Source organism: Bacteroides sp. MSB163, assembly GCF_036416795.1.
Taxonomy (GTDB): domain Bacteria; phylum Bacteroidota; class Bacteroidia; order Bacteroidales; family Bacteroidaceae; genus Bacteroides; species Bacteroides maternus.
The window spans coordinates 455,832-473,055 of sequence record NZ_CP143867.1; the positions used below are offsets into that span (position 1 = coordinate 455,832).

The window sequence follows — 17,224 nt, forward strand, 5'->3', positions numbered from 1 at the left end:
TACTGGTTGACTCCATACTATCCAGATGAACACGACAAAACGGAAATCGAAAAGAAATGAGAAAGGATAGCCATTGCAAATTTTCTTTACCGGATGAGTGGCAAAAAGAAGATTTCACTGCGTATATAACCTTAGAAAATGAAGAAAGAATGTGTGTATCGAACTCGAATACCTATGGAATGGAGGGTGTATCAAAGAAAAGCTGATGAATTTCCAGGAGGTAAAAGAACTGAACCAAAAGCGAGATTTCATCACTAGTACAAGAAAAGAGCTGCCACGGAACACCTCCCGGGCAGCTCTCCTTTCATTGAAGTAAAGTAACAGAAAGAGAGTATGATACAGTTTTAATTCTGTCCGCCTCCCAACGCTTGGAATAGGTTAATTAAGCTTTGTATTTCGGTAAAATGATTAGCAGTCTGCGACAATTGTGCGCTAAGTAATGTCTGCCGGGCTGTGAGTACTTCCAGATAAGTGGTATTGCCATGCTCCATCAACAAGGAAGTACTTCTCAGGGCGGTTTGTAAAGAAGCGACCTGTTTATCCAACAGAAGTTTCTTGCCCTGACTGGTCTGATAAGCCGTTAAAGCATCGTTCACCTCGCTGCCTGCATTGAGCAAGGTTTGCTGGAAGCCAAGTGCGGCTTCTTCCTGCTGTGCACGGGCAATGCGATACTGGGCAACTACCTGTCCGCGGTTGAAGAGCGGTTGCGTCAACGATCCCACAGCAGATGCCAGAAACTTGCCCGGATTGAGTATCATCACACCGGCAGAGTTCGTCCAGCCGGCACTTCCACTTAAAGTAATGGAGGGATAGAAAGCCGAACGGGCCTTATTGGTACCATAGAACGCTGTTTCGAGTGAACGCTCGGCACTGCGGACATCGGGACGACCGGAAAGCATCTGCACCGGAATACCTACCGAAAAGTCGGCGGGGAACTGCTGCTGTGCCAGACTACCACGTTCATAATGACGGGGTGTTTCAGCCAACAGAAGGGCAAGACTGTTCTCTGCCTGGTTAATTTGCTTCCTCAAGTCGAGCACGGAACCCTGTACCTGATAGTACGTCGCCTCCATCTGCGATACGGCCGATTCATTCGCCATTCCGGCATTCATCAGGGCACGAGTAGACGCCACGGTTTCTTTCCACGCTTCTTCCGTTTGCCGGGAAATGGCAAGTTGCTCGTCGAGCATCAGCAGCGTATAATAGGTATTGGCTATCCCAGCTATCAGTTGGGTACGGACAGCCTGACGATAATCCTCACTTTGAGCATAAAGAGCTTGCGCCTGTTTCTTGGCATTGCGCATACGGCCGAAGACATCCAACTCCCAACTGGCAGTGACGGGCAACGAATAAGTTTGCGTTGCCTTTTGCGTATCAAAGCTACTCACGGTTCCCTGCGGAGCAAGAGCAAAGGCAGGCAGGAAAGCAAGTTTGGCAGACATCAGTGTTGCCTGTGCTTCCTCTACACGAAGCTGGGCAGACTGATAATCAGTATTGGCCTGCAATCCCAGTTCAATGAGGGATTGCAGATAAGGATCAGTGAAGAGTTCCCGCCAATCCATATTGCCCAGACTGGCGGTGTCTTCGGCCACTACTTCCCCGCCATAAAGCTGGTCGGGGACGGAAGTAACGGGCTCGTATTTAGTATAGATGCCACAACTGCTCAGCAGCAGGCCGGTGACAACTAATGTGATGATTTGCTTTTTCATTCTTCAGTATCTTTAATATGTTTCCTAGAATTGATTTTATCAATAATGCACCATAAAATAGCGGCAATGCAATATGCTATCAATTGCTCTACCCAAAATATATATCCTTGATACATCATTCCTCCTTTTATTTATTACCCCGTTCAGCTTCGCTCTTCTCCTTCTCAAGCAACACTTGTACGTCTGCTTCTTCCTCCATCGGTGGACGAATCTTCTCCTGCAAGAATTCAAAGATGATATAAAAGACAGGTACTACGAACAGCAATGCCAGTGTACCTACAAGCATACCTCCTACAACACCCGCACCCAGCGAACTGTTACCATTGGCACCCGCACCGGAAGAGAACATCAACGGAAGCATACCAAAAATCATTGTCAATACTGTCATCAGGATAGGACGCAAGCGGACCTGCGCGGCAGAATAAGCAGATTCCACGATACCCATTCCTTTACGGCGACGCTCTATGGCGTATTCCGTAATCAGGATAGCCGTCTTGGCCAGCAAGCCAATCAACATAATCACACCTGTTTGCAGGTAAATGTTATTCTCCAGCCCGAGCAACTTGGCAAACAGGAACGATCCCATCAATCCGAACGGTACGGAGAAAATAACGGCAAACGGCACAAGGAAACTTTCGTAAAGACATGCCAGAATCAGATAGATAAGGAATACACAAATGGCATAGATGAAAATAGTCTGTGCGCCACCGCTACTTGCTTCTTCACGTGCCATACCACCATATTCATATCCGTAGCCCGTAGGCAAAGTCTGTTCGGCTACCTCTTCAATCACCTTCTGCACTTCACCGGACGAGTAACCTTCGGCAGGATTTACATTGGCAGAGATAGAGCTATACAGGTTGAAACGATTGGTAGTTTCCGGTCCCAACACTTTCTTCAGTGTTACGAACTGACTCACCGGAGCCATTTCCGTACCATTCCGTACAAACATATTGTCCAGAGACTGCTCGTCCAAGCGGTATTCAGGCGAAGCCTGCATCATCACGCGGTATACTTTACCGAACTGGTTATAGTTGGAAATGTACGCACCACCGCAATAGCTGCCCAATGCATCGAGCACTGCTCCCGGAGAAATACCGGCACGCTTACATTTAGCCGCATCCACTTCTACTGATACCTGCGGGAAATTAATGGCATATGCCGTGTAAGCCATAGCTACTTCCGGACGCTGATTCAACGCACCGAGGAACTGCATTACCGACTGGTAGAATGTTTCCATATCGCCACCCGTCTTGTCCTGAAGGTTCAGTTCGAGGGAGTTACCCATACCATACCCCGGAATCATAGCAGGCTGGAAACTGAATATCTGCGCTTCCTTAATACCATAGAACTGTCCATTGAGGCGGGTAACCACAGCATCCGAACTGTGATCCTTTCCTTTTCGTTCGCTCCAGTCCTTTAAACGCACAATGATTGTACCATAAGAGGTTCCCTGACCGGATATAAGTCCATAGCCTGCTACGCGGGCATAATGTTCTATTTCGGGCGTATCCCGGAGGATATCTTCCAGTTTATCCATTACCTTCGTTGTTTCATCAAGCGTGCTTCCCGGTGAGATACTGACGTTCACCATGATGACACCCTGGTCTTCCTGAGGAACAAGTCCCGTTTTGGTAGTGCTCATCAGATAAACCAACAACGCGATAGCGGCTATCAATGAAGTCCATACCATCCAGCGGTGGCGGATGAAGAACATCACACCTTTCTTATATTTACCCAGCACGGCATTGAACGAGGCATTGTAAGCTGCGCGTACCCGTCCATTAATACTCTTGGCACTCTTGGTCCCGTCCGACGGGCGCATCATGATAGCACACAAAGCCGGGCATAGCGTCAAAGCCGAAATCATGGAAATACCGACAGCAGTTGCCATCGTGATACCGAACTGTGTATAGAATACACCGGAAGTTCCTCCCATAAATGTTACAGGAATAAACACTGCCATGAATACACAGGTACAGGAAATGATAGCCATCGTCACATCGCCCATCGCATCTTTGGTAGCGAGATAAGAAGATTTGTATCCGGCATCAAATTTGGACTGCACCGCTTCCACCACCACAATGGCATCGTCTACCACCGTACCAATGGCAAGCACCAGTGCAAACAGTGTCAGGATGTTCAGACTGAATCCCGCAGCCACCAGGCAGGCAAACGTACCTACCAGCGACACTATGATGGATATGGACGGGATGAGTGTACTCTTCAAGTCCTGCAAGAAGAAATACACCACCAAGATAACCAGGATAATAGCGATGATTAATGTTTCTACCACATTGTGGATAGATGCGAAAAGGAAGTCGTTGGAGCTCATCATCGTGACGAACTCTGTTCCCTCCGGCAGACTCTTTTCCATCTGCTTCATCTGGGCAGTAATTTCCTTATTCACAGCGGTTGCATTGGAACCTGCCGTCTGGAATACCATGTAAAGAACCGCCGGTTTGCTATCCATCTCACTGCGGAAGCTATAAGTCATCGTACCCAATTGTACGTCGGCCACATCTTTCAGGCGGAGTACAGAGCCGTCTTTCTGCGAACGGATCACCGTATTCTGGAACTCTTCCACACTCTTCAACCGTCCGCGATACTTCATGGTGAACTGGAAGACATTCTTCGAACTCTCACCCAGCGAACCGGTAGGAGCTTCAATGTTCTGCTCACCCAGCACGGCAGTAATATCCGAAGGAACCAGTGCGTATTGTGCCATCCGTTCCGGCTTCAACCAGATACGCATACTGTACGTATCACCCAATTCCATTACATCCCCTACCCCCTCTACACGTTTGATTTGAGGCAGTACATTGATGTCCAGATAATTGGCAAGGAACGTCTGATCATAACGCCCGTCGTTGCAGACCAAAGCACCAATCTGGAGGAAACTGGTCTGACGCTTCTGCGTACTTACACCGATTTTGGTTACCTCGGCCGGCAGTAAACCCTGTGCCTTAGCTACACGGTTCTGCACATTCACTGCCGCCATGTCCGGGTCCGTACCTTGCTTGAAGTAGACCTGTATAATAGCAAGGCCGGAGTTGGATGCCGTAGAAGTGATATACATCATATTCTCCACACCATTGATACTCTCTTCCAGCGGCATGATGACGCTATTCATTACCGCCTCGGCATCGGCACCCGTATACTGGGCACTTACATATACTGTGGGAGGTGCAATGTCCGGATACTGCTCTACCGGCAGCGTAAGGAGCGAAATAAGCCCTATGACCAGAATCAGCACGGAGATGGAGATAGCCATCACCGGCCGCTTTATAAATACATTTCCTTTCATAATTTGTCTCCCTTCTTATTTTACTTGTGTGCCCTCGCGCATTAATCCGGCACCTTCCGATATAATTTCATCACCGGATTGTAATCCGCTGAGCACCACATATTCGCGCCCGTCGCTTATTCCGGCTACAGTGATCAGTGTAGAGACTGCTTTGCCGTCCACTACCTTATATACCACAACTTTGTCCTGCATCTGCACAGTGGCTCCCTGCGGAATGGCAATGCAATCCTTATAGATGCTGGGCACCACTACCGTACCGGATGCTCCGCTATGAAGCAGGCGTGATTCGTTAGGAAATACCACGCGTGCCATTACAGTGCCCGTCTGACGGTCGATAACTCCACTAATGGATTCTATGACACCTTTCTTATTATATACCGAATTATCATTCAGTATCAGTTCCACTTCCGGCATGTTCTTCAGAGCTTCATCCATGCTACCATACTGGCGTGTAAGGGCAAGTAACTGATTCTCAGTCATGGAAAAATAGACATACATGTCCGAATTGTCACTGACCGTAGTCAATGGATACGGCAGGTTGGCACCTACCAATGCACCCACGCGATAGGGTAATGCACCCACTACTCCGTCACTGGGGCTTTTCACCTCAGTATAGGAAAGATTGTTGCGTGCGTTCACTTCCTGGGCTTCGGCCTGCGTCAGCTGTGCTTTGGCGGTGAGATAGGTATTCTCAGCCGTTTTCAGACTGAACTCTGAAACCACTTTCTGTGCATACAACTCTTTATTGCTGTTGTAGGTGAGTTCGGCAGTCGCCATTGCAGCACGTGCGGCTTCCACATTAGCAACGGCAGTCTTGAGCGCAGCCCTGTAGGGAATCTGATCGATAACGAAAAGCAACTGTCCACGGCGCACCGTCTGCCCTTCAGTCACGCACAGTTTTTCGATAGTACCCGACACTTGCGGATAGATGTCAATGTCCTGCCGTCCACGGATAGTGGCCGAATACGAAGTGGAAAGCTCTTTATCCGCCGCTTTTACTTCCATTATTGCATAAGAAGGTTTCACTCCCGCATCCGTTGCCTGTTTGCAAGATGCCATCCACACTGTACAACCGACAATCCCTATCAGCCGTAACCATTTTTTGTTCACTGTAATCATACTTACTCTAATTGTCTTTTTATTAAAACTGGGACAAATGTAGGAGAAAGGAACAAAGCCATAGTGATCAATTTTCCCCCAAGAATGTCCCATTTTCATTATTTGTCACTTTTAAAGCTAACTAATTATCAATAAGCATCATATAGAACAATATTAAAGGATAATAGGACATCCTGTTTTCCCCATAATTTACCAACTTTGCAAAAAGAAAAATGAAATAATATGGAAAAAGAGAACATTAAGACCGTAACCATAGAAGACTTTAAGAACAGTCAGCATATTCTTGACTATATAGATGATGACTTTGCTATAGTCAACAGTCTGGATGGAATACCTTATAGTAATGAGGTTGTCAGACTGGAATGTTTCCTTATTGCCGTTTGTATAGAGGGGTGCATACAACTGGATGTCAATAACCGGACTTACCAGCTACAGCCGGGCGACTTACTGCTTGGCCTTCCCAACACCATTATCGGACACACATTGATGAGTCCTAAATATAAGATAAGGCTTGCGGGATTCTCCACCCGATTCCTGCAACGTATCCTCAAAATAGAAAAAGATACGTGGGATACTGCCATCCATATCCACAACAATCCGGTGAAATCTGTGAACAGGGAAAGTAATAACACCATTTTTAAACACTATGGAGACTTAATCCTGGCGAAAATTAACGATGAACCCCATTGTTATCATAAAGCGGTGGTGCAGCATCTGTTTGCCGCTATCTTTTGCGAAATGATGGGTTACCTCAACAAAGAAATCGCCGATTCGGAGAAAGCCAAACTATCGAAAGAGGGCATCAAGCAGGCCGACCATATTCTACGGAAGTTCATGGAACTGCTGTCGAAAGACAATGGTATGCACCGCTCAGTAACTTACTTTGCCGATGCACTTTGCTATACGCCCAAACACTTTTCGAAAGTCATCAAGCAGGCATGCGGGAGGGCTCCTCTGGATTTGATAAATGAGACTGCGATAGAGCACATCAAATACCGACTGAAGCATTCGGACAAGTCTATCAAAGAGATTGCGGAAGAATTCAACTTCCCAAATCAATCTTTCTTCGGGAAATACGTTAAAGGACACTTGGGGACATCACCCATTCGCTATCGGAGCACAAAAGAGGAATAATTTTCATTTCGGTATAGAAATGAGATAAATGATTTTAGCCTATGTATTCAATCTCTTAGACGCAAATGACACGGATTTAAAGGCTGCGCTGTCACATCAATAAATAAAAAATCTGCGTCATCCGCGTCATCCGCGTCTAAAAAATAAATCAGCACTTCATTCAAAACCCGTCAGAAACGCGTAAAACCAGAGCTAAGTCAGCCTCATGAAGGAATACGTAAGTCGCTGACTGGATGAATGGTTGGTGTTCCACCTTGCTCAGTCGTAGTGGAACGCTCATTCAGTCGTTATGGGAAATGCTTTCTGTCGTTATGGGAAATAGGTTCAGTCGTTATGGGAATGTACCTCTGTTATTATGGGAGCATCCCCCGATGCGGACTTGGATACGACTCACTAAATAAATATTTACCTCAAAACCGAAAAGAAATGAGTTTTCACCACAGAGTAACACAGAGTATCACGGAGTTCTATTCTTTTGATTTCAATTTGATTAAACTCTGTGAGACTCTGTGGTGGATTAATTCATAACACTCCTAAAAGAAACGAATAAGAGCTTTTTCCGTTATGAAGTAAAACAGCTTTTATTGAATCTATTTGCCCACTTTATTTGTTACTTATCTGAACAATTAGTAACAATCCCCGATTATGAAATATAAATCCTTGTCCTTATTAATTATAGTATTGTTTTCTGCCTGTACGCTCGGAGCACAGAATCGTAAGAAAGTAGGAATAGTATTGAGTGGCGGCGGCGCCAAAGGAGTAGCGCACATTGGAGCACTGAAAGTGATAGAGGAAGCCGGTATTCCGATAGACTATGTAGTGGGCACCAGTATGGGCGCCATCGTGGGCGGCCTGTACTCCATAGGCTACACCCCGCAACAACTGGACAGCATTGTCAATGCACAAGACTGGAAATATCTGCTTTCCGATGCCCTTGATCCGGAAACCACACTGCTGAGCGAAAAGCTAAGAGAAGAACAATATCTGTTGTCTGTACCAATTGCAGGGAAATCGGCACATGTATCCGATGCCGGAATTATTAAAGGAAGAAATATCTCCCGGCTACTCTCCGAACTGACAGTGGGATATCACGACTCAATTTCTTTCAACCGGATGCCTATTCCATTCGCCTGTGTATCGGACAACATCGTGAATGGCAGCAAAGTCGTTTTCCACAACGGTATTCTGGCAACTGCCATGCGCGCCAGTATGTCCATTCCGGGAGTATTCGCCCCTGTTTATCTCAATGGCATGGTATTGGTGGACGGCGGACTGACGGATAATTATCCCGTAGACATTGCCCGGCAGATGGGAGCGGAAATTATTATCGGAGTCGATGTACAAAATCCGTTGATGAAAGCGGATGAGCTGACAAGTATGTCGAATGTACTCGGGCAAATTCTGAATCTGGTGGGAGAAGAGAGTTACAGGAAAAATGTAAAGGACAGCAATATCCATATTCAGGTAGATGTAGACGGTTATTCAGCGGCAAGCTTCAACCACGAGGCATTGGATACCCTGATGCGCAGAGGTAAAGAAGCCGCCATGAAAGACTGGGGTAAGCTGATTGCACTGAAAAAAGAAATAGGTATCCGTGCGAATTACCGGCCGGAATATCCCGGGCCGTTCAAAATACCAACACAGGCTATACTGGATACGATACCTTCCGTAGCACAAATCACTCCCCATGAAAAGCCAGTCAATACGATAAATATTGGAGGACGGTTTGATAATGAAGAACTGGCAGTATTGTTATTGAATGCGAGGGGTTATTTCGGAGTACAGAAGAAATCGCAATTAAGCCTCACTACCCGGTTGGGAAAGCGGACCTTTGGAAGGCTTGAATATACTTACTCACCACAAAAAAGCTGGAATATAAATACAGGATATCAGATAGGATACAATGATTTTAATCTTTACGAAGAAGGTAAGCGACTGATGAACCTGACCTACGTGCATCACATGGCTTGGGTCGGATTCACGAAGAGCTGGTATAAAATGCTTGTTAAGGCGGGAATCCACTTCGAGAAGTTCAATTACCATGACTGGCCCTCGGGACCGGACGTTTCCATTACGAGATCCAGTGACAAGGCTTTGCTCAGTTATCAGGCGAGTATCATGTACAATAGTCTGAATAATCAGCGATTCTCTACTCAAGGAATGGAATGGGAAGCAGCGTACAGACTCTATACAGATAACATGGTGACGTATGGTTCGAACAGTCCCGTGTCCGTATTCCAAACTCATTGGAGCGGATATTTCTCACCGAACCGGGTGTTCACCATAATACCATCGGTGTATGGAAGGGTAGTTGGGAAGAATACGCAGTCATTGGCCATATCCAACTTCGTGGGCGGTAATGTACCGGGACGGTATATGGAACAACAGATTCCTTTTACAGGTATCAATCACATCGAAATAAGTCCGGATGCCATCTTGACAGGAATGTTGGGAGTCAGGGCAAGAACTTACAAGAATCAATATATCATAGTTCGGGGCAGTTACGGGCGGATAGCCAACAAGATAGAGAATCTATTTGGCGGAACAAATACACATGGATTGGCAGGCGGCAGTATAGGGTATTGCTACAATAGTATCATAGGGCCTATCGAGGCGGAACTCAACTATTCCAATCAATCAAAGAAGTTGGGATATTATATTGGAGTGGGATTTACGTTTTAACGTTATTCTTTCGCCTCCTCCTGTGGAATGCGGATAGCTGTGTACAGCTCCAGTACAGCAGCAACCGTCAGACATACAATCCATTCGTTTCCATGAGTAAAGAACATGAATGCACCCGTAAGTACCAGCAGCAACGCGCCGAATATTTGTTGGCGCCGAAGACGCTTCACAGTGGCTCTATTGCTCTTGGAAGGTGAATTGATCTGTGCCAACGCCACCATAGTGGCACCAATCGTATAAACATAGGGAGCAGGCTCCCAACCGGTAATATAGACGGCAGCACCAAACAGCACCATCAAAGCGCCTACAGTAAACAAAGCAGGTATCAGGGATTTCATTTTTCGATGTCTTCTTCAAATACGTAAATATCCTCATTCGGTTTCTTCATCAGGTACTTCTCACGCGCTATGCGTTCGATGGCACCGGAGTCCACAGCCAGTTCATTCAACCGCTCTGTGTTCTCTTCATATTCTGCCCGGTATTTCTCTATCTCATTATTCAAACGGCTGATTTCATTCGCATAGCCCATGCGGCGCACAATGCTGTTCTCGTCCAGAAAACCGACAATAACCACAAACACCACAAGCGTAATCAGATATTTACGCCTGCAGACAAAGGCCCAAAGTGTCGCTAATTTATCCATTGATAAACAAATTAAAGAATGAAAGAATTAATTATTAAAGAAGCCCGGGAGAGATTCTTCGCCCACAAAGATAAGAGGAATAACTGAGAAATTCCTTTTTTTTGTGTACATTTGCACAAATTGTAACGGACAAGAATATCCCAAATCATGGAAAACTATATCGTATCGGCACGAAAATACCGCCCTACCACCTTTGAGTCGGTAGTGGGACAACGTGCCCTGACCACTACGCTGAAGAATGCCATTGCCACCGGCAAACTGGCACATGCTTACCTGTTCTGCGGTCCGCGCGGCGTGGGAAAAACCACTTGCGCCCGTATTTTCGCCAAGACCATCAACTGTATGACTCCCACGGCTGATGGAGAAGCGTGTAACCAATGCGAATCATGTACGGCATTCAACGAACAGCGTTCATACAATATTCATGAACTGGATGCCGCGTCCAACAACTCCGTAGACGATATCCGCCAGCTGGTAGAGCAGGTACGCATTCCGCCCCAGATAGGTAAATATAAGGTATATATCATCGATGAGGTACACATGTTGTCTGCCTCGGCTTTCAATGCTTTCCTGAAAACGCTGGAAGAACCGCCTCGCCACGCCATCTTCATTCTGGCTACTACGGAGAAGCATAAGATTTTGCCAACCATCCTTTCCCGCTGCCAAATCTATGATTTTAACCGTATCGGTGTGGAAGACACCGTTGCCCATCTGGCATACGTAGCGTCGAAGGAAGGAATTACCGCCGAACCGGAAGCACTGAATGTGATTGCCCTGAAAGCTGACGGTGGTATGCGTGATGCCTTGTCTATCTTCGACCAAGTGGTCAGCTTTACCGGCGGACACATCAGCTATAAGAGCGTAATCGAGAACTTGAATGTACTAGACTACGAATATTATTTCCGGCTAACAGATCATTTTCTGGCAAACCAGGTCAGCGATGCTTTACTGCTGCTGAATGATGTGCTGAATAAAGGATTCGATGCCAGTCACTTTGTAACAGGACTGTCTTCTCACTTCCGCGACCTGTTGGTAAGCAAAGACCCCGCCACACTGGCATTGCTCGAAGTAGGTGCCAGCATTCGCGAACGTTACCAGTCTCAGGCACAGAAGTGTCCGTTGCCCTTCCTTTACCGGGCTATGAAACTCTGCAACGATTGTGATCTGAACTACCGTGCCAGCAAAAATAAGCGCTTGCTGGTGGAACTGACTCTGATTCAGGTAGCCCAGCTTACCGCCGAGGGGGACGATGCAGGCGGTGGGCGTGGCCCTAAACAATCTATCAAACCCATATTCTCGCAGTCTGCCGCCGCTCAGCAGCCACAGGCCGCAAATGCTATGCCCCAACAGCCGGCTACAACCGCTGCTCCGGCACAGCCCCGACCTGTACAACAAGCTCCCGCAGCCCAGGCTGCCCCTCTCTCGCCGGAAGTTCAGCAAGCTTTTAGCTCGCAGACGACCATGCGCCCCACTCCTACTGCCGTATTGATGGCGCAAGGAAAAGAGGAAAAGAAAATACCGGTCATGAAAATGTCCGGTCTGGGTGTTTCCATCAAGCATCCGCGGGCAGACGAAGAGCAACAGAAACGTACTGTTTCCACCGTTCAGCAGAATGTACAACCCGAAGAAGATTTCATCTTCAACGAGAAGGACGTGAACTACTATTGGCAGGAATATGCCGGTCGCTTGCCACAGGAGCAGACTGCTCTTGCCAAACGTATGCAAGTAATCCGCCTGACCATGCTGGATGCGACTACTTTCGAAGTTGTTGTAGAAAATGACATTGCAGCCAAAGAGTTTACCGACCTGATTCCTACCTTACAAGGTTACTTACGTAAACGGCTGAAAAACAGTAAGGCCACCATGACCGTCCGTGTCAGTGCCCCCACTGAAAAGGTACGTGCTTACAGTCGTGTAGAGAAATTTCAACTGATGGCTCAAAAGAACAATGCACTGTTACAACTGAAAGATGAGTTCGGTCTGGAGCTTTATTGATAATCATAAGTAAAAGATTGCATTATTTATTCAATAAATAATTTTGTTTTTTTAGTTTTATCACTACATTTGCGAATAAACTAATAAAATATCTTCTACTTTGAGAAAGATTGCTATTATATCGACAGTGGCTACTATTTTGCTCTTTTCCTTTGCGACGAGAACATACGCTACTCGTACAGACAATGAACATTTGTCTGCATTGCAATCACTTATCAGCAGAGAAATTCCTTACGATGCCAACACACCGATAGACAGCATTATCTCCTGGACAAATCAACTGGCTCCTACTCTGAAATTTCCCCGGACAGAAGAATCCTATTTCACCTTACTCTTATGGCAAGTAAGTGCATACATCATGCGAGGCGACCTCAGTCTGGCAGTAGACCGGGCACGGTATATGTACGAAAGTGCCAAAGATATGAACTCCAACTTCGGTATTGCCCTTGCCAATCAAGCCATCGGTCAGGCATATACTGCCTCTTACATACAGGACAAGGCGTTAAGTTCCTATCTGGATGCCTTGCACCACTTATCCCCGAATAATCCGCAAACTTATCGGCTCCTGGTGAAAATCTCCACTCTTTTGCAACAGATGAACCGACTGGAAGAGGCCATGACGTATGTAAATCCCCTGAACCAGCTTCTGGAACAGCAGCCCGAACATCCGCTCGCCATTCCCATACTCATAGAAAATGCTACTTACTATATTTCCTCGGGAGATCAGCAAACTGCGCTCCGATATCTGCAAAAGGCAGATTCCATATACCAAAACCATACTCACGAACCGGTCCATGGGTTCTCCATCGACTATTATACAGCAGCCTGCTACCGTGCATTGGCAGCAGATGATCATGACAAGCAAAAAGCAGACGAAGCACTTGCCCTTTACAATAAACTGCTCGAATTGGTTTCCGGCAACAAACGTTCCCTGGAGTATCGCTCCATTTCTGCCGAAAAGATATATTTGTATAAATTACTGGGGCGCTTTGATGAGGCTTGCCGGATATATCAGGAGTTATATACCGTTACTGACACCCTCGCTTCGAAAAGTTACATCCGCCAAATAAATGCATTGAAAGCAACCTATCAGATAGATGAACTGAAACTGGGGAATAAAGCACAGGAAAACAGAATTGTACTTGCTTCCATCTTCATAGGACTTGGATTATTGGCTTTCATCTCCATGTTAGCCGTATGGCAAAGAAAACAGAAAAAGAAAGTGGCACTATCCAAGAGAAATCTGGAACAGTCCCGATGGAACGCAGAGAGTGCAACGCGCGCAAAAAGTGTATTCTTGTCGAATATGAGCCATGAGATACGTACCCCTCTCAATGCTTTATCCGGTTTTTCTGCACTGCTGACCGAAGAAGGACTGGATGATGCCACTCGACTACAATGTACTGAGATTATTCAACAGAACTCTGAACTTCTATTAAAGCTGATAAATGATGTGATTGACCTGTCGAGCCTGGAATTCGGTAAGATGCAGTTCTCTATTGGAGAACATGATGCAGTAGCTATCTGTAGAAATGTTACTGACACAGTGGGTAAAGTGAAACAAACACAAGCGGAACTGCTGTTTGTAACCTCACTGGAAGAACTGAAAATAGAAACAGATGATTCCCGGTTACAGCAAGTGTTGATAAACCTGCTGATCAATGCAACTAAGTTCACAGCAGAAGGTGCCATCACACTGAAACTGGAAAAAAAATCGGATGACATGGCTCTATTCTCCGTTACAGACACCGGTTGCGGTATCCCGAAAGAAAAACAAGCTCATATATTTCAACGTTTCGAGAAGTTGGATGAGAACGCACAAGGAAGCGGACTCGGATTGTCTATCTGCCAACTAATTATAGAGCACATAGGAGGCAGGATATGGATTGATCCGGACTATGACGAAGGTTCCCGTTTCTTATTTACACACCCCATACGCCAGACAAAAGGCACACAAAAAAAGGAGGGTCGCACATGATAAAGCGTCTGATTATAGCACTGGCATTAGGCACTGGAATTTTATTCACCGCCAATGCCCAAAATAGCGCCGTTAAAGACAGCCTATTGCGCATTTACGTCACTGCGCCGCACGACTCTATGCGTCTGGATGTACTGCATGACATTGCCCGCCTGGACCAACAGACACCGGTATTCCTCTATTATGAGAATAAATTGCTGCAAGAGGCTACGGAGCAAAACAACCTGCGTTATCAGAGTCTTGCCACCTATGAGCATATCATCTACTTTTTCAATAAACTGGATCTGAAACGTGTAACGCAGTGGATGAACAGAATGGAAGTTTTGGCAGAGAAACATAATTATTACAATGATTACTTCAAAGCCAAGAAGTTACAGATTGAAATGTATACAATCAACCAGCAGATAGAACTTGCCATCCATGAAGCGAACATCATGTATGATAAAGCTAAAAAACTGAATGACAGCAATGGTATGCGGGAAGCCTGTCTATGCCTCATGACCAGCTACATTGCCACACTACGTTACGAAGATGGTGCAAAGGCCTTGGAAGAGGCATTCCATCTAATGAGTCCGCAAGACAGACCTATGGATAAAATAAATCTGTTGTCGAAGGCTGTGCTGGCTTATTCATTCCTGCATAATAATGAAAAAATGTATGCTTCGCTGGAACAGATGAAAGTAGCGATACAAGACTTAATAACCGCCACACCGGCACTCAAGAATGCATACTCAGCCCTATATATGGGAATGGAAACTCAATACGCCCTTTACTATGTCCGCACGGGAAACCTCAAGAAAGCCTGGGAACACCTGCAAAAAGCAGATGAATATGATACCCCTAACACCTTCCTGCCGTATAGAGTATCCCGTCTGCAAGCTTATGCAGAATATTATCGTGCCCGAAAAGAATACGAAAAAGCCTTGGAATCATTGGATAATGCCATTACCCTGACACTTCAGATGTCTTTCCCGGATGCCATACTATATATGGCTATGAAAGCAGATATTCTAGTGGATATGGGGCATCCGGAGGTTGCTATCAACATCTACAAGAAAGTAATGCGTGATAAGGACTCTCTATACCGAGGATTGTCTAATGCGCAAATGGAGCAAATACAGAGCTTGTACAATATGGATAAGCTGGTGCTGAAACGAGAACAGCAACAAGAAAAGATACATTATTTTGTATTGATCGTTATCGGGATTGCCCTGCTGGCACTGATTGCTTTCGTTATCCACATGTACTTCAGCAGAAAAAGATTGCAGAAAGACGAGAAAGAAGTAGCCCGTCTGAGTGAAATAGCTGAGGAAGCGAATGAAGTAAAAAGCCGCTTCCTTGCAAACATGAGTTACAATATCCGTATTCCACTGAATAATGTGGTAGGTTTCTCACAATTGCTCTCTACAGATATGGGATTGGATGATAAAGAAAAACTGGAGTATTCTGAAATCATTCAGGCAAATTCTGCTGATTTGATTCAACTGGTGAACGATGTACTTGATCTCTCACGACTGGAAGCTAAAATGATGAAATTTCAGATACTGGATTGCGAAATGCGGGAAATATGCAACGACCTGATATATATGGCCCGTAGAGACAGTAACGGACATATACATGCCAAACTGGAAAGTGACGTGGAACACCAGATGCTTAGAATGGACGCCAACCGCTTCAACCAAGCTGTATTGAGTATGCTAATTTATCCTGTACCCAACGATACCGATCGTGAAGTGAAGATGCAGCTGAGCAAAGATGAAGAAAATCAATTACTGATATTCCGTATCACAAACAGTCCGCTAGTTGATCCTGCATTTGCCTCCCAGCAAGTTTCCATACGACTAAAAATCAATCAATTGTTATTTGAACATTTTGGTGGTAGCTTTATGGTAAGTGAAAGTGCTGAGGATGGCTATCCCATCACTTTTAGTATCTCCTACAAAGAATAAAACTATTCAAAATAAAAAGTGAGTACAATCATTCGGGAAGTAATTTTGTCGACTGACTGCGTGAATTTCAACAATGATTGGTCCGTAAGATCTTTACGGTCTTTCTTAATAAGGTTTGCCAGTCCGAAACAGAACTTCAGTTCCGGGATTAACTTGAAATAAGGCAGATAGAAATCGCATCCCAATCCTACTTCTACATAACAATCGAAAGGCTTTACCAACAAAGCACCCTGCTTCTTCACACTGAAATCATACGTAGGAGCAATACCCGCCATCAAATAAGGACGGTAATTATTAAAACGTTCAGCAGAAAACTTCAAATCTACCGGTACAGAAAGATAGGCGGATTTCATCGACTGCGAATATTCTTCACCACTGGCTTGCTCGCGGAATACTACTTTCTTATCCCCAAAATGTAATGTCGGGACGAGACGCAAGGAAAGAAACTGATTCAAATAAAGTTCGCCTAGTACTCCGACCGTAAATCCGGGAGAATATTCAGGCACATCGGCAAACCAACTCTGACCATCTTCCGTCACATATCCGGTGTTCACCAATTTATAATCCTGCACATGGATACCTGCCAAAAAACCATAGTGCCACCTCCGCTGATCGATATACGGGCGGTTCTGTACCTTCCGTTTCTGTGCCGAAGCACCGAAAGCAAGGAGTAAAGTAAGGATTATCAGACAAATGCGCTTCACATCC

11 protein-coding genes are annotated in these 17,224 nt (G+C 45.6%); 5 read left to right on the top strand and 6 right to left on the bottom strand.

Going from position 1 to position 17,224, the window contains the following annotated elements:
* Window positions 1-344 precede the first annotated feature (344 nt).
* The 3 genes from VYM24_RS01615 to VYM24_RS01625 form a co-directional block, all read right to left on the bottom strand.
* The gene (locus tag VYM24_RS01615; RefSeq protein ID WP_291555395.1) at window positions 345-1,709 is read right to left on the bottom strand and encodes an efflux transporter outer membrane subunit; all 1,365 of its coding nucleotides are present in this window, start codon (window positions 1,707-1,709) and stop codon (window positions 345-347) included.
* A 127-nt stretch (window positions 1,710-1,836) separates the two neighbouring features.
* Window positions 1,837-5,016 carry an efflux RND transporter permease subunit gene (locus VYM24_RS01620; protein ID WP_330941301.1) on the bottom strand — a complete coding sequence of 1,060 codons (3,180 nt, stop codon included), beginning with the start codon at window positions 5,014-5,016 and terminating at the stop codon, window positions 1,837-1,839.
* A 15-nt stretch (window positions 5,017-5,031) separates the two neighbouring features.
* Window positions 5,032-6,135, bottom strand: a complete 1,104-nt coding sequence (locus VYM24_RS01625) for an efflux RND transporter periplasmic adaptor subunit (RefSeq protein ID WP_060407582.1) — start codon at window positions 6,133-6,135, stop codon at window positions 5,032-5,034.
* 222 nt (window positions 6,136-6,357) lie between these two features.
* On the opposite strand from VYM24_RS01625, the gene VYM24_RS01630 reads away from it, so the two are divergent.
* Both VYM24_RS01630 and VYM24_RS01635 read left to right on the top strand, forming a co-directional pair.
* A complete protein-coding gene (locus VYM24_RS01630; RefSeq protein WP_291555389.1) occupies window positions 6,358-7,269 on the top strand; it encodes an AraC family transcriptional regulator in 912 nt (303 codons plus the stop codon).
* A gap of 645 nt (window positions 7,270-7,914) precedes the next feature.
* Window positions 7,915-9,951: a patatin-like phospholipase family protein gene (locus VYM24_RS01635; RefSeq protein ID WP_330941302.1), complete on the top strand. Its 2,037-nt coding sequence runs from the start codon at window positions 7,915-7,917 to the stop codon at window positions 9,949-9,951.
* 2 nt (window positions 9,952-9,953) lie between these two features.
* Here the strand turns inward: VYM24_RS01635 and VYM24_RS01640 are convergent, their stop codons facing one another.
* A complete protein-coding gene (locus tag VYM24_RS01640; RefSeq protein WP_291553839.1) occupies window positions 9,954-10,289 on the bottom strand; it encodes a hypothetical protein in 336 nt (111 codons plus the stop codon).
* The gene (locus VYM24_RS01645) at window positions 10,286-10,594 is read right to left on the bottom strand and encodes an FtsB family cell division protein (RefSeq protein ID WP_007211125.1); all 309 of its coding nucleotides are present in this window, start codon (window positions 10,592-10,594) and stop codon (window positions 10,286-10,288) included. Before VYM24_RS01645 ends, VYM24_RS01640 begins: the two co-directional genes overlap by 4 nt.
* Before the next feature lie 147 nt (window positions 10,595-10,741).
* Between VYM24_RS01645 and VYM24_RS01650 the strand changes: the two genes are divergently transcribed.
* The 3 genes from VYM24_RS01650 to VYM24_RS01660 all read left to right on the top strand — a co-directional run bounded on the left by VYM24_RS01650 (window position 10,742) and on the right by VYM24_RS01660 (window position 16,516).
* Entirely contained in the window at window positions 10,742-12,589 is a 1,848-nt protein-coding gene (locus VYM24_RS01650; protein WP_291553840.1) for a DNA polymerase III subunit gamma/tau, read from the top strand.
* A gap of 100 nt (window positions 12,590-12,689) precedes the next feature.
* Window positions 12,690-14,567 carry a tetratricopeptide repeat-containing sensor histidine kinase gene (locus VYM24_RS01655; RefSeq protein ID WP_330941303.1) on the top strand — a complete coding sequence of 626 codons (1,878 nt, stop codon included), beginning with the start codon at window positions 12,690-12,692 and terminating at the stop codon, window positions 14,565-14,567.
* On the top strand, window positions 14,564-16,516 hold the full coding sequence (locus VYM24_RS01660; protein ID WP_330941304.1) for an ATP-binding protein: 1,953 nt from the start codon (window positions 14,564-14,566) through the stop codon (window positions 16,514-16,516). The genes VYM24_RS01655 and VYM24_RS01660 overlap by 4 nt, the downstream gene beginning before the upstream one ends.
* Window positions 16,517-16,518: 2 nt before the next feature.
* Here VYM24_RS01660 and porT read toward each other — a convergent pair whose 3' ends face one another.
* Window positions 16,519-17,220 carry a type IX secretion/gliding motility protein PorT/SprT gene (gene porT / locus VYM24_RS01665; RefSeq protein WP_330941305.1) on the bottom strand — a complete coding sequence of 234 codons (702 nt, stop codon included), beginning with the start codon at window positions 17,218-17,220 and terminating at the stop codon, window positions 16,519-16,521.
* Window positions 17,221-17,224 lie beyond the last annotated feature (4 nt).